Consider the following 24435-nt stretch of genomic DNA (forward strand, 5'->3'; position numbering starts at 1 on the left):
CCGGCGCCGGGGAGCAGCGGCTCTCCGGCGCCGGGCCTTGCCTTTCGGCACCCCGCCGCCGGGCCTTGCCTTTCGGCACCCCGCCGCCCAGCCACGGGCCGGACAGCCGGATGCGTCCAGGCGGTAGAGCACGGGCCGCACGGCAGATCCAGCCCGTCAGGAGTTCGACGACGAAGCCGTGCGCCGAAGCGGGGGCCTGCGGCCGGCCCCGGGTGGTCACCCCCGACTCCGGCCGCCTGGCACACCCGGGGTTGTCCACAGGACCGACGCACTCGAGCGCAGCGTCGTACGCTGGACAGCCCCGGCCCCCGAAACCTCGCGGCCGGGTGTTCGTGTTGCCCACCCGGGACGGGATACCCCTTCATGAGCCTTCACGGTCTGCTCGACGCCGTCGTCAAGGACGCCGCACTCGCGGAAGCGGTGAAGGCCGCCACCGACGGCAACCGGATGCACGTCGACCTGGTCGGCCCCCCGGCCGCGCGCCCCTTCGCCGTGGCAGGCCTGGCCCGGGACGCCGGCCGGCCCGTACTCGCCGTGACCGCCACGGGCCGCGAGGCCGAGGACCTGGCCGCCGCGCTGCGCACCCTGCTGCCGTCCGACAGCGTCGTGGAGTACCCGTCGTGGGAGACCCTCCCGCACGAGCGGCTCAGCCCCCGCAGCGACACCGTCGGCCGCCGCCTCGCCGTGCTCAGACGGCTCGCCCACCCCAGCTCCGACGACCCCGAGACCGGCCCGGTCTCGGTCGTCGTCGCCTCCGTACGCTCCGTGCTCCAGCCCCAGGTCAAGGGCCTCGGTGACCTGGAGCCGGTCGCGGTGAGAACCGGGCAGCAGGCGGATCTGAACGACATCGTGGACGCCCTGGCTGCGGCCGCGTACTCCCGGGTGGAGCTGGTGGAGAAGCGCGGCGAGTTCGCCGTGCGCGGCGGCATCCTGGATGTCTTCCCGCCCACCGAGGAACACCCTCTGCGCATCGAGTTCTGGGGCGACGACGTCGAGGAGATCCGCTACTTCAAGGTCGCCGACCAGCGCTCCCTGGAGGTCGCCGAGCACGGCCTGTGGGCCCCGCCCTGCCGTGAGCTGCTGCTCACCGACGAGGTACGGCAGCGGGCCGCCGCCCTGGCCGAGCAGCACCCGGAGCTGGGCGAACTGCTCGGCAAGATCGCCGAGGGCATCGCCGTCGAGGGCATGGAGTCGCTGGCCCCGGTGCTGGTCGACGACATGGAGCTGCTGCTCGACGTGCTGCCCGCGGGCGCCATGGCCGTCGTCTGCGACCCGGAGCGGGTGCGCACCCGGGCCGCCGACCTGGTGGCGACCAGCCGGGAGTTCCTGCAGGCGTCCTGGGCGGCCACGGCGGGCGGCGGTGACGCGCCGATCGATGTGGGCGCGGCCTCCTTGTGGTCGATCGCGGACGTCCGGGACCGGGCGCGTGAGCTGGGCATGATGTGGTGGTCGGTGTCGCCGTTCGCGGCGGACGACGAGCTGGACACCCTGGACGGGGACACCCTCAAGCTCGGCATGCACGCCCCCGAGACCTACCGCGGCGACACCGCGAAGGCCCTCGCCGACACCAAGGGCTGGCTCGCCGACGGCTGGCGCGCGGTGTTCGTGACGGAGGGCCACGGCCCCGCGGCCCGCACGGTCGAGGTGCTGGGCAACGAGGGCATCGCGGCCCGCCTCGACGCCGACCTCGGGGAGCTGTCCCCGTCGGTCGTGCACGTGTCGTGCGGCTCGATCGACTACGGCTTCGTGGACCCGGCGCTCAAGCTCGCCGTCCTCACGGAGACCGACCTCTCCGGCCAGAAGGCCGCCGGACGCGACGGCGCCCGCATGCCGGCCCGCCGACGCAAGACGATCGACCCGCTGACCCTGGAGGCCGGCGACTACATCGTCCACGAGCAGCACGGCGTGGGCCGCTACATCGAGATGGTGCAGCGCACGGTCCAGGGCGCCACCCGCGAGTACCTGGTGGTGGAGTACGCCCCGGCCAAGCGCGGCCAGCCCGGCGACCGCCTCTACATCCCGACCGACCAGCTGGAGCAGATCACCAAGTACGTCGGCGGCGAGGCCCCGACGCTGCACCGCCTCGGCGGCGCCGACTGGACGAAGACGAAGGCGCGCGCGAAGAAGGCGGTCAAGGAGATCGCCGCGGATCTGATCAAGCTGTACAGCGCGCGGATGGCGGCGCCCGGCCACGCCTTCGGCGCGGACACGCCATGGCAGCGCGAGCTGGAGGACGCGTTTCCCTACGCGGAGACGCCGGACCAGCTCACCACGATCGCCGAAGTCAAGGAGGACATGGAGAAGTCGGTCCCGATGGACCGCCTGATCTGCGGCGACGTGGGTTACGGAAAGACGGAGATCGCGGTCCGGGCCGCGTTCAAGGCGGTGCAGGACGGCAAGCAGGTCGCCGTCCTCGTACCGACCACGCTTCTGGTGCAGCAGCACTTCGGCACGTTCAGCGAGCGCTACTCACAGTTCCCGGTGAACGTGCGGGCGCTGTCCCGCTTCCAGACGGACACCGAGGCGAAGGCGGCGCTGGAGGGCCTGCGGGACGGCTCGGTGGACATCGTGATCGGCACGCACCGTCTGTTCTCGTCGGAGACGAAGTTCAAGGACCTCGGTCTGGTGGTCGTCGACGAGGAGCAGCGTTTCGGCGTCGAGCACAAGGAGCAGCTGAAGAAGCTGCGCGCCAACGTCGATGTGCTCACCATGTCGGCGACCCCGATCCCGCGCACGCTGGAGATGGCGGTGACGGGCATCCGCGAGATGTCCACGATCACCACCCCGCCGGAGGAGCGGCACCCCGTACTGACCTTCGTCGGGCCGTACGAGGAGAAGCAGATCGGCGCCGCCATCCGCCGCGAGCTGCTGCGCGAGGGCCAGGTCTTCTACATCCACAACCGGGTGGAGTCGATCGACCGGGCCGCGGCGCGTCTGCGGGAGATCGTCCCGGAGGCGCGCATCGCCACCGCCCACGGCCAGATGTCGGAGCAGACGCTGGAGCAGGTGGTCGTCGACTTCTGGGAGAAGAAGTACGACGTCCTGGTCTCCACGACGATCGTCGAGTCGGGCATCGACATCTCGAACGCCAACACGCTGATCGTGGAGCGCGGCGACAACTTCGGTCTCTCCCAGCTGCACCAGCTGCGCGGCCGCGTAGGCCGGGGCCGCGAGCGCGGCTACGCGTACTTCCTGTACCCGCCGGAGAAGCCGCTGACCGAGACGGCCCACGAGCGCCTCGCGACCATCGCGCAGCACACGGAGATGGGCGCGGGTATGTACGTGGCGATGAAGGACCTGGAGATCCGCGGCGCGGGCAATCTGCTCGGCGGCGAGCAGTCGGGTCATATCGCGGGCGTGGGCTTCGATTTGTACGTACGGATGGTCGGCGAGGCGGTCGCGGACTACCGGGCGTCCCTGGAGGGCGGCGTCGAGGAGGAGCCGCCGCTCGAGGTCAAGATCGAGCTGCCGGTCGACGCGCACGTCCCGCACGACTACGCGCCCGGCGAGCGGCTGCGCCTGCAGGCGTACCGCGCCATCGCCTCCGCCAACTCGGAGGAGGACATCAAGTCCGTCCGCGAGGAACTCGTCGACCGCTACGGCAAGCTCCCGGAGCCGGTCGAGAACCTCCTCCTGGTGGCGGGCCTGCGCATGCTGGCCCGCGCGTGCGGGGTGGGCGAGATCGTCCTCCAGGGCAACAACATCCGCTTCGCCCCGGTTGAGCTGAGGGAGTCCCAGGAGCTGCGGGTCAAGCGGCTCTACCCGGGAACCGTCATCAAGCCGGCGCTGCACCAAGTGCTGGTGCCCCGCCCCAAGACCGCGAAGGTGGGCGGAAAGCCGCTGGTGGGGCGGGAGTTGCTGGGATGGGTCGGGGAGTTCCTGACGTCGGTCCTGGGGTCGTAGGCGCTTTCCGGGGCTTGGGGCTCGGGGCTCGCACCTGGGCTCGTGGCTGAGGGCTCGTACCGGACTCCTCTCACCACTGGTGATACGCCCGGCGTGCACCCGTTTCCCCCCTGCGGGTGGTATGGACATGACTCCCGGCGGCTACCGTGAGATCAGTGAACCGCACCCGTGGAGGGCGGTTCGGAAAAGCGGTACATGCAAGGGGAGGGCGTCGAGTGGTGCGTCTGAGGGGTGGGGTCGCCGCCGCTGCTCTGGTCCTGGTGGCCGTGAGCGGCTGCACGAAGGGGACGACAGGGTCCGCGGGGCCGCAGGAGACGAAGGGGTCCGCGGGCCCGAAGGGAACGGCGGCGGGTGGCACCGCCCTTGCCGCGGTCGACTCGCTGACCGTGAAGGGGCGGGCGCCGAAGACGGGGTACAGCAGGGACCGGTTCGGCACACCGTGGGCGGACACGGACTCCAACGGGTGCGACACCCGCGACGACATCCTCAAGAGGGACCTGAAGAACGTGAAGTTCACCGGCGGCACCTGCAAGGTCGCCTCGGGCGTGCTGCAACCGGACCCGTACGGCGGTGAGGACGTCACCTACACACGGGGCCGCAGCCTGGTGGACATCGACCACCTCGTGGCGCTCTCGGACGCCTGGCAGAAGGGCGCCACGTACTGGGACGCCGGCAAGCGCATCGCCCTCGCCAACGACCCGCTCAACCTCCTGGCGGTCGGCGCGGCCCCCAACCGCAGCAAGGGCGACGGCGACGCGTCGACGTGGCTCCCGCCGAACAAGGCCTACCGCTGCACGTACGTCGCCGCGCAGGTGGCCGTGAAGAAGAAGTACGAACTGTGGGTCACGGACGCGGAGAAGGAGGCCATGAAGAAGGTGCTGTCGGCCTGCCCCGACCAGAAGCTGCCGACGGGCGGCAACCCGACCGAGGCGCCCACGCGGTTCCACGAAGGCTGACGAGGCCCGCACGGCGCGAGGTCCGCACGGCGCGAGGTCCGGACCGGCGCGGGGTGCGCCGGGCCGGACCCTGCCGCCCCGCTCGTGTCAGCCGTTCAGCTTGTCCAGGTCGAGGACCTTGCCCTTGGGCGCGGTGGCCGGCACGGGCTTCTCGTAGTCGCTGAAGAAGAGCGTGCCGGGGTCCTTCTTGGAGGTGCTGGTCACCTTCAGCAGGTACGGCTTGCCCTGTGTGGCGACGTACAGCGTGTAGCGGTCCTTGCCGTCCTTCTCCTGCAGGATGACGGCCGGAGTGCCGTCCACCGTGGTGGTCGTTGAGCGGGTCGCGTCGGAGTTCATGTCCCCGGCGCCGCCCAGCACCGTGCTCAGGTCGCAGAAGCTCGCGATGTCCTTGGCGTCCTTGCCCTTGGCGGACATCTTGGTCCACTTCCCGGCCATCATGGCCACGACCGCGTCCGTGTCGGCCTTGGACTCGCCCTTGCTCTGCGCGCGCAGGAACGCCGCGTCGTACTTCATGTAGATGGTGTCGCCGGTCTTGACGAGGTCGGCCTTGCCCTGCCCGTCCATGCTCATCGTGCCGGCGCACTCGCCCTTCTTGTTCAGGGCAAGGTCCATCGAGATCGTGCCGCTGCTCTGGTCGTCGGGGACGTCCCCCTTCATCCGCAGCGAGGTGGCACCCGTGGTGGCCTTCAGGGCCCGGTCGGCGATCTCGCCGCCGGTCAGCCCGGCGAAGGGCCCCTTGGGCTTGTCGTCCGCCTTGTTCTGGCCGGGCAGACAGCCGGTGAGTCCCGTGGTGGCCGCGGCGGCGAGACAGAGGGCGGCAAGTGCGGTGCGACGCATGGGAGTTCCTTGAAGTGAGGTGACGTGCGATGAGATCGGATGTGCGGGCAGGCGGAGGGAGCCGGGGGCACCGTGTGACCGGGCGCCCTGCCGGGCAGGGTGGAACGGGACTGCCGGGGCGGCGGGTCAGGATGTCTTCTTCCAGCCCCCGCAGCCGGTGGTCTTGAAGTAGGCGTCGGAGCGCTCCCCCGCCGAGGCGGAGGCCCCCTTGCCGCCGTTCCCGGCCGCCTGGTTGTTGCCCGCGTGCGCCGGCACCCTGCCGATGACGACCCCGCCGAAGACGGCCCCCGGCACGATCCTGCTCAGCATGCCCACGACGGTTCCTCCCCTGGCTCGACGGAGATCCGCCGTTTCGGCAGATCGCTCGTTCGGTGCGTCAATAAGACCAGAGCCTGTGAACCGAGTCAACATGACGTAAGGGTCGAGTCCAGTACACGTGCGTGAAGGGGTGGATCCTGCGTGGGTCGGTATGCTCGACGTCACACGGGGAGGGCGCCGCGACGGACCACGACGGCGCCGCACAGGGCAGAGGGGAGCCGGCCGGTGCAGGACAACGGGACAGAGGTGACCGCCGCCGGAATCGCCCGGCTCGCGGGGGTGGGGCGCGCCGCCGTCAGCAACTGGCGCCGCCGCCACGCCGACTTCCCCAAACCGGTCGGCGGCACCGAGACCAGCCCCTCCTTCGCGCTCGCGGAGGTCGAGGACTGGCTGCGCCGTCAGGGCAAGCTCGCCGAGGTACCCCTGCGCGAGCGTGTGTGGCAGCACATCGCCGGACACCCGGAGGGACCCGTCACCGCCCTCGTCCACGCGGGCTGCGTCCTTGTGCTCGTCCACGACCGGCCCACGGTCTGGCAGGAGGCGAGCGCCGGCTCCGACGAACGTCTCGCCGCGCTGCTGCCCACCGCCCTCGAACAGGTGCTCACGCCGCGCTTCGGAGTGCTCCGGCAGCCCGCAGTGGCCACCCCGACGTCCGCGCGGCTCCTGCCGTCGGCCCCCCTCCTGCGCGGCGCCGCCGACCTCGCAGCGGAACTGGGCGCACCGGGAGCGTACGAGTTCCTGCTCGGCCGGCACCTCGACGCCAACCCGCGCCAGTACACGCTCACTCCGCCGGACCTCGCCGCCCTGATGGCCGACCTCGCCGGGCCCGCCCGCAGCGTCCTCGACCCGGCCTGCGGCACCGGCGCCCTGCTGTGCGCCGTCGCCCCCGCCCCCGGCCAGGAACTCCACGGCCAGGACAGCGACCCCTCACTCGCCGCGCTCACCGCGCTGCGCCTCGCACTGCACAGGAAGGCCGCCGTCCGCACCGCCGTCGGCGACAGCCTCAGGGCCGACGCGTTCGACACCCTCCGGGCCGACGCCGTGCTGTGCCACCCGCCGTTCAACGAGCGCAACTGGGGCCATGACGAACTCGCCTACGACCCCCGCTGGGAGTACGGCTTCCCGGCCCGCACCGAATCCGAACTCGCCTGGGTGCAGCACGCGCTGGCCCGCCTCAAGGACGGCGGCACCGCCGTCCTGCTGATGCCGCCCGCCGCCGCCTCCCGTCGCTCGGGCCGCCGTATCCGCGCCGATCTGCTGCGCCGCGGCGCCCTGCGTGCCGTGATCGCCCTGCCGGTGGGCGCGGCACCCCCGTACAACATCCCGCTGCACCTGTGGGTGCTGCGCCGCCCCGAAAGGGCGCCCGCCCAGCCCGAGTTGCTGCTCACGGATGCCGGAGCGGGTGCCGTCGAGGGCCGCGGCGGCCCGGACTGGGGGGTCGTGCGCACCGCCGTCCTCGACGCGTGGCGACCGTTCGCCCGCACCGGAACCGCACCCGACGTACCGGGAGTGAGCCGCTGCGTACCCGTCATCGAACTCCTCGACGACGACGTCGACCTGGCCCCCGCCCGTCATCTCCCCCCGCCGTCGGCGGGCGGCGGTGCCGAGGAACTCGCGGCCCTGCGCACCCGTCTCGACGACACCCTCCGTCTCACCGCCGATCTCACCCCGCCCCCGGCCGACACCGCCGCGCGGGCCCGCTGGCCGCTCACCACCGTCGGGGAACTCGCCCGCGGCGGCGCCCTGGTGATGCGCACCGGCGGCAACGGCCCCCACACGCGCGTGCTCACCGACCACGACGTCCTGGCCGGCACCGCACCCTCCGGGACCCTGCCCGAGAGCGGAGAGGAACCGGTCCTCGTCGAGGAGGGCGACGTCGTCGTGCCCGTCCTCGGCGGCGGCGCCGTCGCGCGTGTGATCGACCGGGGGACCGCCGGAGCCGCCCTGGGGCGCAACGTCTCCCTGCTGCGCCCCGACCCCGCCGAGCTCGACCCCTGGTTCCTCGCCGGGTTCCTGCGCGGCACCGCCAACAACCGCCAGGCCAGCAGCTACGCCTCCACCGCGACCCGGCTCGACGTGCGCCGCCTCCAGCTGCCTCGGCTCCCCCTCGACCAGCAACACCGTTACGGCGAGCGCTTCCGGGCGCTCGCCGCGTTCGAGGACGCCCTGCGGCAGGCGGGCCGCATCGGCGAACAACTCGTCCGCGGCCTGCACGACGGCCTGACCGACGGGACGGTCGCGCCCGACTGACGACTCCGTCGTCCTCCTCCCGGTACGACAACGGTTCCGCGCAACCCGTGACCGTCTGTCCGAGTCGGGCTATACGCTCGGACCTCGACACTCGTACGTCCGTCCTCACCCGGTCCCAGGAGCAGTCATGTACGGCCACGGCGCGGCGCCGCCCACTCGCAGTTCGGGCACGGTCATCACCCTGCGGGTGCTGTTCGCCATCGCCGGCTTCCTCAGCTGCGGACTGCTCGCGTGCCTGCCGCTGTTCCGCGTCGCCGTGCTGCGCGGCAAAGCGGCGGACTGGCTCCTGGCCTGGATCAGCCTGCCCGTGTCCATCGGCGGCCTCGCCGTCGTCGGTTCCGTCCCGGAGAGCGACCACCGGGGCGACCTCGCTCTCACCGTCATCCTCCTCCTCGGCGCGCTCAGCGGCGCGTACTTCGTGGTGTTCGACATAGGCCACCACCGCACCGCGCCGCCCATGGGACCGGCGCAGGGAACCACGGCATACATGCCGCCGCAGCCGCCCCAGCAGGGCTACGGCTACCCGCCCGCGCAGCCGTACGCCGCCACGCAGCCCGCCAGGACGCCCCCGCCCCCGTACGCGCCCACGCCGCCCCCGCAGCCGGGGCGTCCCGCGCCCGCGCGCATCGACCAGGTCCGGGCCGAGCTCGACGAGCTCAGCGACTATCTGCGCAAGCACGAGGGCGAGAGGTGAGCGGGGCGACCGGACGCGTCGTCGCAGGCCGCTACGAACTGTCCACGCTCATCGGCCAGGGCGGTATGGGCCAGGTCTGGACGGCGTACGACCGGCGGCTGGACCGGCGGGTCGCCGTCAAGCTGCTGCGCCCCGACAAGGTCGCCGGCCAGGAGGCCGACGAGCTGCGCCGCCGTTTCCTGCGCGAGTGCCGCGTCACCGCACAGGTCGACCACCCGGGCCTGGTCACCGTCCACGACGCGGGCAGCGAGGGCGAGGAGCTGTACCTCGTCATGCAGTACGTCGACGGGGCCGACCTCGCCGACCATCTCGCCGAGCACGATCCCTACCCCTGGCAGTGGGTGGTGGCCGTCGCCGCGCAGTTGTGCGCCGTGCTCTCCGCCGTGCACGCCGTGCCGATCGTCCACCGCGACCTGAAGCCCCGCAACGTGATGGTCAAGCAGGACGGCACGGTCACCGTCCTCGACCTCGGCGTGGCATCCGTGATGGACACGGACACGACCCGCCTCACCCACACCGGTTCGCCCATCGGCTCGCCCGCCTACATGGCGCCCGAGCAGGCGATGGGCGGCGCGGTCGGCCCGTACACCGACCTGTACGCGCTGGGTGTGCTCATGCACGAACTCCTCAGTGGGGACGTGCCGTTCACCGGCGCCACCGCGCTCGGCGTGCTGCACCGCCACCTCTACGAGCCCCCGGTGCCCGTACGCCGGGTGCGTCCCGAGGTGCCCGAGGCGCTGGAATCCCTTGTGCTCGGCCTGCTCGCCAAGGACCCGCAGCACCGCCCGGCCTCGGCGCAGGAGACGTACGAGCAGCTGCTCCCGCTCCTCCCGGCGCGCGGCATGCCCACGGGTGCTCCTCTCGATCCCACCCGCCCCTTTCTCCGCCCGCACGCCCCGTGGCCCGACCGTTCACGGACCCCGGCGCCCCAGCCGCAGCCCGCTCCGGCGGTCGAGAAACCCGATGTCGCGGGCGCCGTCGACGAGGTCAAGCGCCTGCTGGGCGAGGGCCGTATCACCCAGGCCGTCGACATCCTCGGCGCAATCCTCCCGGCGGCCGCCGTCCAGCACGGCGAGCACTCGCCGGTCGTCCGCACCCTGCGCAAGCAGTACGCGGCCACCCTCATGGACGACGGCCAGTACCGGCGGGCGCTGCCCGAACTGCGCCGTCTCGCCGACGAACGCGCCGCCGAGGCGGGCCAGGCGGATCCGCAGTCGCTGCGCTTCCGCTACGACGCCGCGCAGTGCCTGGAGCAGCTCGGCGAACCGGTGGCCGCGCTCGCCGAGTACCGCGCGCTGCTGCCGTACTACGAGAACCAGTACGTTGCCGGCGACCCGGAACTCGCCCATGACGTCCGCCGTCGCATCGGCCATCTGCTCCTCGCCCTCGGCGACCGTCCCGCCGCCCACGACACGCTCCTGCGGCTCCTGCACGACGTGGAACGCCTGCGCGGTCCCGGCCATCCGCTGGCGGTGGACGTCCGCCGGACCCTCCAGTGGCTGGGACAGGTACGGGGCTGAGAGGTGCATGAGGCGCATGCTTTACCGCCTCTTGGGGTGATCTTGTGCGAGCCAAGGGATTAAGTTTTCCGATCACGGACGCGCCGTCCATTAGGTTGCGTCCGCTTGCGTCCTGCACGCATCACTCGCACAACGAATCGCACAATCAGGGGTGGGGCCGTCCATGTCGAGCCATCGGCTGTCGAAGAAGCGCAGATACATCGCCTGGTCCGTGGCCGGCGCCGCCGCCGTCGCCGGGACCGGGATCGCCGCACAGACCTCGATGGCGGCCACCACCTGGCCCGCCCAGAGGACATACACGGGACAGGCCTTCGACACCTGCTCCGCGCCCTCGCTCGCCGCGATGAAGGGCTGGCACGACGGCTTCTACGGAGCCGCCGCCGTTTACGTCGGCGGCCGGAACCGAGGCTGCAGCCAGCCCAACCTCACCGCCTCCTGGGTGAAGTCGGTCAGCTCCATCGGCTGGAAGCTCGTCCCGATCTACGTCGGTGCCCAGCCGCCCTGCCAGACCAGCTCCAACCCGGAGAAGCTCACCGCGTCCACCGCCGCCTCGCTGGGCGCGAGCGACGCGGCCGACGCGGTGGCCAAGGCATCGGCGCTCGGTATGAAGACCGGAAGCCCGATCTACCTCGACATGGAGCCGTACGACATCACGAACAAGTCGTGCAACGACGCCGTGCTGACGTACGTCCGCGCCTTCGACAAGGGACTTCGCGCCAAGACGTACCGCGCCGGCTTCTACGGCTTCACCAGCTCCAGCGCCAAGGCCATCGCCAACGCGACCGACCGCACCGACCTGCCGGGCAACCTCTGGTACGCGCTGTGGGACAAGCAGTACACGACGACCAAGGACTGGCCGTTCGGCGCCACCCAGTACACCGACCACAGCCGTGCGCATCAGTACCTGGTCAACAGCAAGGAGACGCGCGGCGGTTACACCATCACCGTGGACCGCGACGCCTGGGACGCGCCGGTCGCGATCACGGGCTGACCACCCCGGCGGGGCAAAGGCGGGGCGCGACGGTGCCCGAAGTCCGTGCGAATCGTTGGTCGAATGGGTTGGCCAGAGCTGGGCCACTGCCTACCATCGATCACCGCAAGACTTTGTGCACCGTCGCACAATCCCTTCGGGAGGCCACCTTGCACCGCCGTCGCACCGCGATCGCCCTCAGTGCCGCCCTGGCCGCGGCCCCTCTCCTCACCGCATGCGGGGGCACCCCCCATCCGGGCGCCGCGGCCGTCGTCGGAGGGGAGCGGATCACCGTCGCACAGCTGGAGAGCCGGGTGAACGAGGTGCGCGCGGCCCAGCGCGCCGCCGCCCCGGACGACGCCCAGTACGAACAGACGGTCGCCCGGACCAGCAGTCTCACCCGGGACACGCTCCACAGCCTGGTCCTCGACCGGGTTCTGGACCGCGCAGCCCAGGACGCGGGCGTGAGCGTCACCCGCAGGGACGTCGACCGGATGCGGACGAGCCTGGTGCAGCAGGCAGGCGGCACGAAGGAGCTGCAGTCGGCATGGCTGCAGCAGTACGGAGTGGCCCCCGCACGCCTCGACGACAGCCTCCACACCGAGATCGAGGCGCAGAAGCTGGCCGCCGCGCTCGGCGCCGACATGAACACGACCGACGGCAAGGCCGCGTTCTGGAAGGCGATGTCGGGGGCGTCCAGGGAACTCCGCGTCGACCTCAATCCCCGCTACGGCACGTGGGACGTCCAGAGGAGCAGCCGCGTGGACGCGAAGACGCCCTGGGTCAAGGAGGTCACGACCCCGGCGCCGCAGGCGGCGTAGTCGGCCGCCCGGGCGGGCGCGCGCCGGGCCTGTGGACAACTTCAGGGGCTGTCGGTGACGTGGGTTACGTTCGAAGGGTGAACGCAACCAGCTTCGAAGACGCCCCCGACCCGGGGCGGGGTCCGGACGCGGCCGCCGACCCGGGACGCGTCGTCCTGCTCACCACCAGCCACCGGGTCGCGCCCGGGCTCCTGTCCTGGCCCGCCTGGCAGGCGCTGCGCGACGCCGACCGGGTCCTGTGCGCGGACGGCGCGCATCCGCAGCTGCCCTATCTGCGCGAGGCGGGCATAGCGGTGGAGCAGGCCGCCCCGACCGCTCGGGCACTGGTCGACGCCTGCGCGGGCGGCAGCACGGTGGTCGTCGTCGCGACCGGTGAGGGCGAGCCGCACCTCACCGACGGCCTGGCCCGGCTGGCGGGCTCCGGACGGGTGCGGATGCCTCAGCTGGAGCTGCTTCCCGCGTCGTACGACCTCCCGGGTGCCCGCCTCCTCGACCTCGTCCAGGTCATGGACCGCATCCGCGCCGAGTGCCCCTGGTCCTCGCGGCAGACCCACGAGGGCCTGGCCAAGTACGGCATCGAGGAGGCGTACGAGCTGGTCGAGGCGATCGAAGCGGGCGACCGCGACGAACTGCGCGAGGAACTGGGTGACGTCCTGCTCCAGGTGGTCTTCCACTCCCGGATAGCCGAGGAGGACCCGGACACGCCCTTCTCCATCGACGACGTCGCGGGCGGCATCGTCGCCAAGCTCATCCACCGCCATCCGCACGTCTTCGGCGACGAGACCGCGACGACGCCGGAGGAGGTCAAGGAGCACTGGCTGCGCACGAAGGCGGTCGAGAAGCAGCGCACATCGGTGACCGAGGGCATCCCCCTGGGCCAGCCCGGCCTCGCCCTGGCATCGAAGCTTGCGTCCCGGGTGCGTACAGCCGCGCTGGAGGTCCCCCTGCCGAACGGAGAGGGCATCGGCTACGAGCTGCTCGCCCTGGCGGTGCGAGCCGAGGCGGACGGAGTGGACCCTGAGGCGGCACTTCGGGCGGCGGCGCGGGCCTATCGGGACGCGATCCGAGGGGTGGAGGCCTCGGGCTGAGTACCGCTGTCCGTGGGGGTCCGGTGGACAAGGGGGCTTGCCGGATGCGGAGTTGAAGATCCTGGTGGCGATGGGCGCGAGGGCCGTCGCGTGCGAGCTCGCACGGAGCGGTCGCCCGGCCTCGCCGCACTGCCCGACCCGCCGGATACCGTCGAGGAGTGACCAACCAGCCCCGCCACCCCCGGCCTCCCGCCCCCGACCTCTTCACCTGGGAGTTCGCCGCCGACCCCTACCCCGCCTACGCCTGGCTCCGCGAGCACGCCCCCGTGCACAGGACCAAGCTGCCCAGTGGTGTGGAGGCCTGGCTGGTCACGCGGTACGCCGACGCCAAGCAGATCCTCGCCGACCAGCGGCTCAGCAAGAACCCGGCGCATCACGACGAGCCCGCGCACGCCAAGGGCAAGACCGGTATCCCCGGCGAGCGCAAGGCCGAGCTGATGACGCACCTGCTGAACATCGACCCGCCGGACCACACCCGGCTGCGCCGGCTCGTCTCCAAGGCCTTCACGCCCCGGCGCGTCGCCGAGTTCGCCCCCCGGGTGCAGGAGCTGACCGATCACCTGATCGACCAGTTCGCGGACCGCGGCTCCGCCGACCTCATCCATGAGTTCGCCTTCCCGCTCCCCATCTACGCGATCTGCGACATGCTCGGCGTCCCGCCCGAGGACCAGGACGACTTCCGGGACTGGGCAGGCATGATGATCCGGCACGGCGGAGGGCCCCGGGGCGGGGTCGCCCGGTCCGTGAAGAAGATGCGGGGGTATCTGGCCGACCTCATCCACCGCAAGCGCGAGGCCCTGCCGGACGCGCCCGGCCCAGGTGAGGACCTCATCTCCGGGCTCATCCGCGCCTCCGACCACGGCGAGCACCTCACCGAGAACGAGGCTGCCGCCATGGCCTTCATCCTGCTGTTCGCCGGGTTCGAGACCACCGTCAACCTCATCGGCAACGGAACGTACGCTCTCCTGACCCACCCCGAGCAGCGGGCCCGTCTCCAGGCCTCCCTCGTCCGCGGGGATCGGGGCCTCCTCGAAACCGGTGTCGAGGAACTCCTCCGCTACGACGGCCCGGTCGAGCTGGCCACCTGGCGGTTCGCCACGCAGCCGCTCACCATCGGCGGGCAGGACATCGCCGCCGGGGATCCGGTGCTCGTCGTACTCGCGGCCGCCGACCGGGATCCGGAGCGGTTCACCGACCCCGACGTCCTCGACCTCTCCCGCCGCGACAACCAGCACCTCGGATACGGACACGGCATCCACTACTGCCTCGGCGCCCCCCTCGCCCGTCTGGAGGGGCAGACCGCGCTCGCCACGCTCCTCACTCGTATCCCGGACCTGCAACTCGCGGGGGATTCGGCCGATTTGCGATGGCGCGGCGGGCTCATTATGCGCGGATTGCGCACGCTTCCTGTGGAGTTCGCACCAGTTCCGGAGAGTCGTCGCCATACCGCCGAGGCCGGGGGATGACATGGCGAACACGCCGATGATCACAGGAAGGTGACAATTCCTCAACTCCGTGATCTTCACGTGATCTGCGCTGCATTGACTTGTGACAAGCGATCGAGTGCCGATACGTTCACGCAGCAACGCGGCGGTACGCCACAGCCGCCGCGTTGGTCACTGCTGTCGTGTGAAAGGCAACCGCATGCTCTCCGGGAACGGTCGTCACCGTCGCCCCCGTCAGGCTCCGGCTCTCCTCGTTGCGGCTGGGGTGACCGGCTCAGCGATCGCGATCCCGCTCCTCGGTGCGACCGGTGCGAGCGCGGCGGGCGGCACCACCTGGGATCAGGTCGCGGAGTGTGAGAGCGGCGGCTCCTGGAGCGCCGACTCCGGTAACGGCCGCTACGGCGGTCTCCAGTTGTCGCAGGACGACTGGGACAAGTACGGCGGCCTCGACTACGCCGCCAGCCCGGACCAGGCGAGCCGCTCGCAGCAGATCGCCGTCGCCGAGAAGGTCCTCGCGGCCCGGGGTGTCTCCGCCTGGCCGGTCTGCGGGCTGACCTCCGGCCTGAACAAGGACTCCGGTTCTGCGGGAGTCGACACCGGCCTCGCCGGGCAATCGGCCGGAAGTGCGTCCACCTCGGGCTCCGGTATCGACTCCGGGCTGTCCGAATCATCCACCTCGTCCCAGTCGTCCACTTCGGCAGCTCCGTCGACGTCTTCGTCCCCTTCCTCCTCTCCCGCCATCTCCCCCTCGTCGTCCTCGCCCTCCTCCGCGTCCCCCTCCTCGACGGGGGGTGCCGACTCCGCCGGGGGTGGCGCGGTTGCGAGCGGCTCCGAGGGTTCGGGCGGCTCGGCAGCGGCCACCTCGAAGAGCAACGAGTCGGACAAGTCCGGCCAGAACGGCGCCTCTTCGAGCGGGAGTGCGAGCGATGACACCGGGGCGGGCCGTCATCGCGGCGGCAGCGCCGACGGGGGCGCCGCGGGCAGTCGAACGGGCGACTCGTACGGGCGGCACGCCTCGCGCGGCTCCGGCGACGCACGCGCCACCGCCGACGGCTCGTACACCGTCCGCCCCGGAGACAGCCTGTCGACCATCGCCGACTCCCTGGACGTCACGGGTGGATGGGCGGCTCTGTACGACGCCAACAAGGCGACGGTCGGCGCCGACCCCAACCTCATCCTCCCCGGTCAGAGCCTTGCCCTCGATGTCGAGGCGCCCGCCGCGCAGCACTGAACTGCCGTTCGTGCGGCGGCATTTAACGCCCTGCTTCGCACTGAATGTCCGGTTTGGTGAAAGTGAGAGATGGGTCTCAGAGGCCCTGATCGTCTTTGAAATTCACCGGTTCGACTGCTTACGGTCGTGACCGCTCGCCACAGCGGGCCCCTGCGGTTGCAACGCCGAATCCTGCCAGCGGCCGTACGGGAACAGTCGTCGCGTCAAGCGCCGTAGGCAGGAGCGGGGGACCCAAGGTAAGTGCCGCGCCCGGAAGTTGGCCGGGGCGGCTTGGGGTGAAGCCGCGCGCCGAAAGGTGCGCGGCCGGGCAACTCAACCGGCCCGAACCCGACAGCTCACCTCGCAGGCGTCGGTGAGGGGATCGAACCATGCTGTGTTCCGGCAAGGGCAAGCACCGTCGCCCGTCCAAGGCCGTCCGCGCCATCACGCTCGCCGGTGTCACCGGCGCCGCCGTCGCCGCCCCGCTGCTCGCGGCCGGCAACGCCTCCGCCGCCACCGCCTCCGAGTGGGACGCCGTCGCCCAGTGCGAGTCCGGCGGCAACTGGTCCATCAACACCGGCAACGGCTTCTACGGCGGTCTGCAGTTCACCAACTCCACCTGGGCCGCGTACGGCGGCACCGCCTACGCTCCGCGCGCCGACCTGGCCTCCAAGGGCCAGCAGATAGCGATCGCCGAGAAGGTCCTCGCCGGTCAGGGCAAGGGGGCCTGGCCGGTCTGCGGCAAGGGTCTGTCCAGCACCCCGTACAGCGGGGGCGCGAGCAGCACCCCGGCCGACAGCGCGAAGAGCACCACCACCCACTCGAGCGGGCAGCAGGCGGCCTCCCGCTCGGCTCGGGGTCCGGCTCCGCAGAAGACCGTCACCACCCCGACCGGCAAGAAGGTCAAGAAGGGCAACGGCGAGTACAAGGTCGTCAAGGGTGACACCCTCAGCGCGATCGCCCAGAAGCACCGGGTCCAGGGCGGCTGGCAGAAGCTGTTCGAGCTGAACAAGGACATCATCCAGGACGCCAACCTCATCTACCCGGGCCAGCAGCTGCACCTGAAGTGACAGGCGGCTGGTAGCCGGGACGCAGAGTCCTCCTGCGAGGGGTCTCCCAATGGAGGCCCCGTGAGGACAGCCCTCGTCCCCATGGGCTCCCCGCTCCGGTGCGTGTTCCCCCGTACGCACCGGAGCGGGGCTTTTTCCTTTTCTGTTCGCCCAGCGCCCCCCCTTTGTTCCGATCTGGAACAATTGGTACCGTCACCCTGTCCACGGGACGGTCGGTCGGCCGGCCGATGGCCCGGGGCGGTTAGGCTCTAGTCGCAAGGTGCCCCGCACTCTCAGCGTCACATTCCAAGAAGGAGATGCTCGTGCCGTCCATCGACGTCGTCGTAGCCCGGGAAATCCTGGACTCCCGAGGCAACCCCACGGTCGAGGTCGAGGTCGGCCTCGACGACGGCAGCACGGGTCGTGCCGCCGTTCCGTCCGGCGCCTCCACCGGCGCCTTCGAGGCCATCGAGCTCCGCGACGGTGACCCCAACCGTTACCAGGGCAAGGGTGTCGAGAAGGCCGTCCTCGCCGTCATCGAGCAGATCGGCCCGGAGCTGGTCGGCTACGACGCCACCGAGCAGCGCCTGATCGACCAGGCCATGTTCGACCTGGACGCGACCGACAACAAGGGCTCCCTCGGCGCCAACGCCATCCTCGGCGTCTCCCTCGCCGTCGCGCACGCCGCCTCCGAGGCCAGCGACCTTCCGCTCTTCCGCTACCTGGGCGGCCCCAACGCGCACCTGCTGCCGGTGCCGATGATGAACATCCTGAACGGCGGCTCGCACGCCGACTCCAACGTGGACATCCAGGAGTTCATGATCGCCCCGATCGGCGCGGAGTCCTTCTCCGAGGCCCTGCGCTGGGGTGCCGAGGTCTACCACACGCTCAAGTCCGTCCTGAAGTCCAAGGGCCTGTCCACCGGCCTCGGCGACGAGGGCGGCTTCGCCCCGAACCTGGGCTCCAACCGCGAGGCCCTCGACCTCATCCTCGAGGCCGTCAAGCAGGCCGGGTACGTCCCCGGTGAGCAGATCGCCCTCGCCCTCGACGTCGCCGCCTCCGAGTTCTACAAGGAGGGCAAGTACGTCTTCGAGGGCAAGGAGCGTTCCGCCGCCGAGATGACGGAGTACTACGAGGAGCTCGTCGCGGCCTACCCGCTCGTCTCCATCGAGGACCCGCTGTTCGAGGACGACTGGGCCGGCTGGAAGGTCATCACCGACAAGCTCGGCGACAAGGTCCAGCTGGTCGGCGACGATCTGTTCGTAACCAACCCGGAGCGCCTGGCCAAGGGCATCGAGGACGGCGCCGCCAACGCGCTGCTCGTCAAGGTCAACCAGATCGGCTCGCTGACCGAGACCCTCGACGCCGTCGAGCTGGCCCAGCGCAACGGCTACAAGTGCATGATGTCCCACCGCTCCGGCGAGACCGAGGACGTCACCATCGCCGACCTGGCCGTCGCCACCAACTGCGGCCAGATCAAGACCGGTGCCCCGGCCCGCTCCGAGCGCGTCGCCAAGTACAACCAGCTGCTGCGCATCGAGGAGATCCTCGACGACGCCGCGGTGTACGCCGGCCGCAGCGCGTTCCCCCGCTTCAAGGGCTGACCAACCGGGGCCAGGCCCCAGCCGGTCCTCCGTACGTCCCCGTACCCGGTCCCGTACCGTGTGCGGGGACGTACGCACGTATGAAGGGGAGGCGGGAGACATGGCCGGGAGGGACCGCGACCGGTTCTCCACCGCGACCAGACTGCGGCTGCTCGGCGAGCAGACGGCCGCACGGGTCTACCGCTCCCAGACCAAACGGCAGGCCCGCCGCTCCCGGCTCACGGGCCGCGCCGCCCTCCTCGCGCTCGTCCTGTGCACGCTGGTCGTGGCACTGGCGTACCCGATGAGGCAGTACGTCTCCCAGCGCGCCCAGGTCGCCGATCTGGAACGGCAGCAGGAGCAGGCCCGTCGGCGGGTCGAACAGCTACGCGACCTCAAGGCGCGCTGGCAGGACGATGCGTACGCGGAGCAGCAGATCCGTCAGCGACTGCACTATGTGATGCCGGGGGAGACGGGCTACATCGTGATCGACCCGCACGCGGCCAGGCCCTCGCCCCTGGAGCGGACCGCGGCCGCGCGCCCCTGGTACGCCAACGTCTGGGACGGGGTCGACAAGGCCGACCAGTCCGACCGGTGAACCGAACCGCTGTGAACCCAAGACCTGCTGTGAACCCCAAGACCTCTGTGAACCGAACAGCCGCTGTGCACCGATGAAGCAGTGACCGGACCATCAGCGTCCCGATGAGAAAGACAGCCTGAAAGACAGCCATGGAAACGCCCCCGCCGCCCACCCCGCACACCGAGCCCACGGACGCGGACGTCGAGGCCATCAAGGAGCAGCTCGGCCGCGCGCCGCGTGGGCTGCGTGCGATCGCGCACCGGTGCCCGTGCGGGCAGCCGGACGTCGTGGAGACGGTGCCACGGCTCCCCGACGGCACGCCGTTCCCGACGACGTACTACCTGACGTGCCCGCGCGCCGCCTCGGCGATCGGCACGCTCGAGGCCAACGGCGTCATGAAGGAGATGACGGAGCGCCTGGCCGCCGATCCGGCGCTGGCCGCCGCCTATCGCGCCGCGCACGAGGACTACATCGCCCGCCGCGACGCCATCGAGGTCCTGGAGGGCTTCCCGAGCGCCGGCGGAATGCCGGACCGCGTGAAGTGCCTGCACGTGCTCGTGGCGCACTCCCTGGCCGCCGGCCCGGGCGTCAACCCGCTCGGCGACGAGGCGATCGCGATGCTGCCGCAGTGGTGGCGCAAGGGATCATGCGTGACGCACCAGTGGGCGGCGTCGGGTGAGGAAGGGCAGGCCGGAACCGGCGGCGAGGGCCCCGGCACCGGGCGGTTGGCCTCCAGGCCCCTCGATTCCGAGGAGGACGAGAAGTGACACGCGTCGCCGCCGTCGACTGCGGCACGAACTCCATTCGGCTCCTGGTGGCCGATGCCGACCCGGCCACCGGTGAACTGATCGAGCTGGACCGGCGGATGACCATCGTCCGGCTGGGGCAGGGCGTGGACCGCACCGGGCGGCTCGCGCCGGAGGCGCTCGAGCGCACGTTCGCCGCCTGCCGGGAGTACGCCGAGATCATCGCCAAGCACGGCGCTCAGCGGCTGCGCTTCGTCGCCACGTCCGCCTCCCGGGACGCCGAGAACCGGGAGGAGTTCGTCGGCGGGGTGCAGGACATCCTCGGTGTCGAACCCGAGGTCATCTCGGGCGACCAGGAGGCCGAGTTCTCCTTCGTCGGCGCGACCAAGGAGCTGATGGGCCGCGAGGACCTGGCCAGGCCCTATCTGGTCGTGGACATCGGCGGCGGCTCCACGGAGTTCGTCGTGGGCGACGACCATGTGCGCGGCGCACGGTCCGTGGACATCGGCTGTGTGCGTATGACCGAGCGTCATCTCGTGCGCGACGGGGTCGTCGCCGACCCGCCGACCGAGGAGCAGATCGCGGCCATACGGTCCGACGTCGAGGCCGCGCTCGACCTGGTGGACCGGGCGGTGCCGCTGCGCGACGCGCGGACGCTGGTCGGGCTGGCCGGCTCGGTCACCACCGTCTCGGCGATCGCCCAGGACCTCCCGGAGTACGACTCGGCGAGGATCCACCACTCCCGGATCTCCCACGACCGCGTCCGGGAGATCACCGAGTGGCTCCTGAGGTCCACGCACGCCGAGCGCGCGGCGATCCCCTCGATGCACCCGGGCCGTGTGGACGTCATCGGCGCGGGCGCCCTCGTACTGCTCGCGATCATGGAGCGGATCGGCGCCGCCGAGGTCCTGGTCAGCGAGCACGACATCCTCGACGGGATCGCCTGGTCCATCGCCTAGCGGAGGCGTGACGGCCGACGGGCGGGCGTGCGAGCCGGACGAGTTGTCCAAGTCGGCCGGGGATGCTGACGGCTGCTCAGGAGAGTTCCGGGTGGTGAGATTTTTCTACTCACCAGTAGCCTCTCCTGAGCAGGTCCGATAACGTATGAGCGCGCCCGAGGGGGTGTCAGGAATACCTCGGTGCCGCGCCGCCGGAAAACTTCGTGAAGTTCTTCACAAGGAAATCGTCCCTGCTGGGCGAGGTTTCGGGCCCGTTGTGCCATCCGTGGGGCCGAGGGGCTCTGCCGGGGCGCTCCGGCCGGCGTTTCAGGGGTGTTGCGCAGGGGTGGGGTGAGAGCCCGGTATGGATCTCCCGACGGGCTTGCGGGGCAGCTCACGCGGCCTTGACGGCAGTCGGCCCTACACCGTGGTTCCCCGTCGGCGCCATGACCTCCGTCACGTGAGCGGCGGAGTGTAGCAGACACCCCGTCCGAGCTTGTGAAGGGGCGCACGAGCGACCCCCCAGGGGCGGGTGGATACTCGATGGCATGAGCACCACGGAGCGTCCCAGGATCCTCGTAGTAGGCGGTGGGTACGTAGGCCTGTACGCAGCTCGACGCATTCTCAAGAAGATGCGCTACGGCGAGGCGACCGTCACGGTCGTCGACCCCCGCTCGTACATGACCTACCAGCCCTTCCTCCCCGAAGCCGCCGCCGGCAGCATCTCCCCCCGGCACGTCGTCGTCCCGCTGCGACGCGTGCTGCCGAAGGCGGAGGTCCTCACCGGCCGGGTCACCACCATCGACCAGGACCGCAAGGTCGCCACGGTCGCCCCCCTCGTCGGCGAGGCGTACGAGCTGCCGTTCGACTACCTCGTCATCGCGCTCGGCGCGGTCTCCCGCACCTTCCCGATCCCCGGCCTCGCCGAGCAGGGCATCGGCATGAAGGGCATCGAGGAGTCCATCGGCCTGCGCAACCACGTGCTCGAGCAGCTCGACAAGGCCGACTCCACGACCGACGAGGACATCCGCCGCAAGGCGCTGACCTTCGTCTTCATCGGCGGTGGCTTCGCCGGTGCGGAGACCATCGGCGAGGTCGAGGACATGGCCCGGGACGCGGCCAAGTACTACAAGAACGTGTCCCGCGAGGACATGCGCTTCATCCTGGTCGACGCCGCCGACAAGATCCTCCCCGAGGTCGGTCCCAAGCTCGGCCAGTACGGCAAGGAGCACCTCGAGGGCCGCGGGGTCGAGGTCTACCTGTCCACCTCCATGGAGTCCTGCGTCGACGGTCACGTGGTGCTCAAGAACGGCCTCGAGGTCGACTCCAACACCATCGTGTGGACGGCCGGTGTCAAGCCGAACCCGGCGCTCGCCCGCTTCGGGCTGCCGCTCGGTCCGCGCGGCCACGTGGACACCGCGGCCACGCTCCAGGTCCAGGGCACGGACTACATCTGGGCCGCGGGTGACAACGCCCAGGTGCCCGACGTCGTCGGCCGCAAGGCGGGCAACGAGAACGCCTGGTGCCCGCCGAACGCACAGCACGCGCTGCGTCAGGCCAAGGTGCTCGGCGACAACGTGGTCTCCGGGATGCGGGGCTTCCCGCAGAAGGAGTACAGCCACGGGAACAAGGGCGCGGTGGCGGGCCTCGGCCTCCACAAGGGCGTCGCGATGATCGTCATGGGCAAGATGAAGATCAAGCTCAAGGGCCGCCTCGCCTGGTACATGCACCGTGGCTACCACGGTCTGGCCATGCCGACCTGGAACCGGAAGATCCGGATCTTTGCGGACTGGACGCTCGGTATGTTCCTCAAGCGCGAGGTCGTCTCGCTCGGCGCGATCGAGTCTCCGCGCGAGGAGTTCTACGAGGCCGCCAAGCCGGCGCCGGTCCCCGCCGCGGCCAAGACCGAGGCGAAGGCCAAGACCGAGACGAAGGCCAAGACCGAGGAGAAGGCCAAGGCCTCCTGACCCCCGGTCGCCGAACCAGCCGAAGGGCCTCCCGCCATCCGTGGTGCGGGAGGCCCTTCGGCGTGCGTGACGGGAAGCGTGCGCCCGGCGGGTGAGCAGCGGATTCCTTGGGGGTCCAGGGCGGATACCGGCATTTTGCCCAGCCGTAACGCCAACGGGGGACTGCGGCCCGGCCTCGCAGGTGTTTACGTGGTGTTGGACATTCCGGGATCCCGTCACGGAGGTGTGCACCATGGCCGACGCCGCGCCGCGGCTGAAGAGCCTCGTCGAACAGTTGTTGGGAGTGTCCCTCCCGGTGCGCATCCGCGCCTGGGACGGTTCGGAGGCCGGTCCGCCCGGCGCTCCCACTCTCGTCATCCACAACCGCCGCGCCCTGCGCCGTCTGCTGTGGAAACCGGGCGAGTTGGGCCTCGCCCGCGGTTGGGTCGCCGGAGATCTGGGCATCGACGGCGATCTGTACACCGCTCTCGACCTCCTCGCCGGTCTCGTCTGGGAGCGCGGCGACGACGCCCGCACCCTCACCCAGGCGGTCCGTGACCCGGATGTGCGCGCCGCCGTCCGCGGGCTCGCCAAACTGGCCGGTCCCTTCCCGCCGCCCCCGCCGCCCCAGGAGGAGGTCCGCAGGGCCCACGGCCACCTCCACACCCGGCGCAGCGACAGACGGGCCATCAGTCACCACTACGACGTCGGGAACGACTTCTACGAGATCGTCCTGGGCCCGTCCATGGTGTACTCCTGCGCCTACTGGACCGGCCTCGACAGCACCCTCGAGGACGCCCAGCGCGACAAGCTCGAACTCGTGTGCCGGAAGCTCGGCCTGAAGCCCGGTCAGCGGGTGCTCGATGTCGGCTGCGGCTGGGGCTCCATGGCCATGCACGCCGCCCGCGAGCACGGCGTGAGCGTCGTTGGCGTCACCCTCTCCCAGGAGCAGGCCGCCTACGCCCGCAAGCGGATCGCCGACGAGGGGCTCACCGACCGCGTCGAGATCAGGGTGCAGGACTACCGCGACGTCGCCGACGGGCCGTACGACGCCATCTCCTCCATCGGCATGGCCGAACACGTCGGCGCCGAGCGGTACCTGGGGTACGCGCGCGACCTGTTCACTCTGTTGAAGCCGGGCGGCCGGCTGCTCAACCACCAGATCGCACGACGGCCCCAGCGGGACGAATCGTCGTACTCCGTCGACCCGTTCATCGACGCCTATGTGTTCCCGGACGGTGAACTCGCCCCCCTCGGCAGCACGGTGACCCAGCTGGAGCGCGCCGGGTTCGAGGTCCGCGACGTCGAGTCCCTGCGCGAGCACTACGCCCTCACCCTGCGCGGCTGGGTCGCCAACCTGGAGGCCCAGTGGGGACGGGCGCAGCGCCTGACGAGCCCCGGCCGCGCCCGCGTCTGGCGCCTCTACATGGCCGCCTCCGCGGTCGCCTTCGAACGCAACCGCATCGGCGTCAACCAGGTCCTCGCCGTGCGGACGCCGGAGTCGGGCGCGTCCGGGATGCCGTTGCGCTCCCGCACCTGGAACTGACTCCCGTACGACGCGGGGCCCCGTCCGAGGGGTGA

The 24435-nt window shown here is 71.0% G+C and carries 19 protein-coding genes and 1 riboswitch; of the genes, 17 read left to right on the forward strand and 2 right to left on the reverse strand.

From position 1 onward, the window contains the following. Positions 1-363: 363 nt before the first annotated feature. Both mfd and AAW14_RS15325 read left to right on the forward strand, forming a co-directional pair. Positions 364-3903, forward strand: coding sequence for a transcription-repair coupling factor (gene mfd / locus AAW14_RS15320; RefSeq protein ID WP_265564222.1), 3540 nt, complete (start codon positions 364-366; stop codon positions 3901-3903). Positions 3904-4118: 215 nt separating this feature from the next. Further along, positions 4119-4859 carry an HNH endonuclease family protein gene (locus tag AAW14_RS15325; protein ID WP_265564224.1) on the forward strand — a complete coding sequence of 247 codons (741 nt, stop codon included), beginning with the start codon at positions 4119-4121 and terminating at the stop codon, positions 4857-4859. Between the two features lie 87 nt (positions 4860-4946). Here AAW14_RS15325 and AAW14_RS15330 read toward each other — a convergent pair whose 3' ends face one another. Next, entirely contained in the window at positions 4947-5696 is a 750-nt protein-coding gene (locus AAW14_RS15330; protein WP_265564226.1) for a hypothetical protein, read from the reverse strand. 126 nt (positions 5697-5822) lie between these two features. After that, on the reverse strand, positions 5823-6005 hold the full coding sequence (locus tag AAW14_RS15335; RefSeq protein ID WP_265564228.1) for a hypothetical protein: 183 nt from the start codon (positions 6003-6005) through the stop codon (positions 5823-5825). Positions 6006-6239: 234 nt separating this feature from the next. On the opposite strand from AAW14_RS15335, the gene AAW14_RS15340 reads away from it, so the two are divergent. The 15 genes from AAW14_RS15340 (at position 6240) to AAW14_RS15410 (ending at position 24400) form a co-directional block, all read left to right on the forward strand. Next, positions 6240-8264 (forward strand): N-6 DNA methylase, encoded by a 2025-nt coding sequence (locus AAW14_RS15340; RefSeq protein WP_265564229.1) that lies wholly within the window; start codon positions 6240-6242, stop codon positions 8262-8264. A 127-nt stretch (positions 8265-8391) separates the two neighbouring features. Beyond that, positions 8392-8958, forward strand: a complete 567-nt coding sequence (locus AAW14_RS15345; protein ID WP_265564231.1) for a hypothetical protein — start codon at positions 8392-8394, stop codon at positions 8956-8958. Positions 8959-8996: 38 nt separating this feature from the next. After that, a complete protein-coding gene (locus AAW14_RS15350; protein ID WP_265564374.1) occupies positions 8997-10478 on the forward strand; it encodes a serine/threonine-protein kinase in 1482 nt (493 codons plus the stop codon). Positions 10479-10641: 163 nt separating this feature from the next. Continuing rightward, positions 10642-11469, forward strand: coding sequence for a glycoside hydrolase domain-containing protein (locus AAW14_RS15355; protein ID WP_265564233.1), 828 nt, complete (start codon positions 10642-10644; stop codon positions 11467-11469). A 149-nt stretch (positions 11470-11618) separates the two neighbouring features. After that, complete coding sequence (locus tag AAW14_RS15360) at positions 11619-12269, forward strand: SurA N-terminal domain-containing protein (protein ID WP_265564235.1); 651 nt, start codon at positions 11619-11621, stop codon at positions 12267-12269. Between the two features lie 77 nt (positions 12270-12346). Beyond that, complete coding sequence (locus AAW14_RS15365; RefSeq protein ID WP_265564237.1) at positions 12347-13357, forward strand: nucleoside triphosphate pyrophosphohydrolase; 1011 nt, start codon at positions 12347-12349, stop codon at positions 13355-13357. A 158-nt stretch (positions 13358-13515) separates the two neighbouring features. Continuing rightward, positions 13516-14823, forward strand: coding sequence for a cytochrome P450 family protein (locus tag AAW14_RS15370; RefSeq protein ID WP_265564239.1), 1308 nt, complete (start codon positions 13516-13518; stop codon positions 14821-14823). Positions 14824-15001: 178 nt separating this feature from the next. Beyond that, positions 15002-16033 (forward strand): transglycosylase family protein, encoded by a 1032-nt coding sequence (locus AAW14_RS15375; protein ID WP_265564240.1) that lies wholly within the window; start codon positions 15002-15004, stop codon positions 16031-16033. Between the two features lie 198 nt (positions 16034-16231). Beyond that, positions 16232-16397: riboswitch (cyclic di-AMP (ydaO/yuaA leader) on the forward strand. A gap of 4 nt (positions 16398-16401) precedes the next feature. After that, complete coding sequence (locus tag AAW14_RS15380) at positions 16402-17082, forward strand: transglycosylase family protein (RefSeq protein WP_265564242.1); 681 nt, start codon at positions 16402-16404, stop codon at positions 17080-17082. A gap of 296 nt (positions 17083-17378) precedes the next feature. After that, complete coding sequence (eno, locus tag AAW14_RS15385; RefSeq protein WP_265564244.1) at positions 17379-18665, forward strand: phosphopyruvate hydratase; 1287 nt, start codon at positions 17379-17381, stop codon at positions 18663-18665. 100 nt (positions 18666-18765) lie between these two features. Further along, positions 18766-19242, forward strand: coding sequence for an FtsB family cell division protein (locus AAW14_RS15390; RefSeq protein ID WP_265564246.1), 477 nt, complete (start codon positions 18766-18768; stop codon positions 19240-19242). Positions 19243-19373: 131 nt separating this feature from the next. Further along, complete coding sequence (locus AAW14_RS15395; RefSeq protein WP_265564248.1) at positions 19374-19991, forward strand: DUF501 domain-containing protein; 618 nt, start codon at positions 19374-19376, stop codon at positions 19989-19991. Continuing rightward, positions 19988-20929 carry a Ppx/GppA phosphatase family protein gene (locus AAW14_RS15400; RefSeq protein WP_265564249.1) on the forward strand — a complete coding sequence of 314 codons (942 nt, stop codon included), beginning with the start codon at positions 19988-19990 and terminating at the stop codon, positions 20927-20929. The genes AAW14_RS15395 and AAW14_RS15400 overlap by 4 nt, the downstream gene beginning before the upstream one ends. A gap of 527 nt (positions 20930-21456) precedes the next feature. Further along, a complete protein-coding gene (locus AAW14_RS15405; RefSeq protein WP_265564250.1) occupies positions 21457-22875 on the forward strand; it encodes an NAD(P)/FAD-dependent oxidoreductase in 1419 nt (472 codons plus the stop codon). 232 nt (positions 22876-23107) lie between these two features. Further along, positions 23108-24400 (forward strand): SAM-dependent methyltransferase, encoded by a 1293-nt coding sequence (locus tag AAW14_RS15410; protein WP_265564252.1) that lies wholly within the window; start codon positions 23108-23110, stop codon positions 24398-24400. Positions 24401-24435 lie beyond the last annotated feature (35 nt).

Source organism: Streptomyces hygroscopicus, from assembly GCF_026168105.1.
Lineage (GTDB): Bacteria > Actinomycetota > Actinomycetes > Streptomycetales > Streptomycetaceae > Streptomyces > Streptomyces hygroscopicus_D.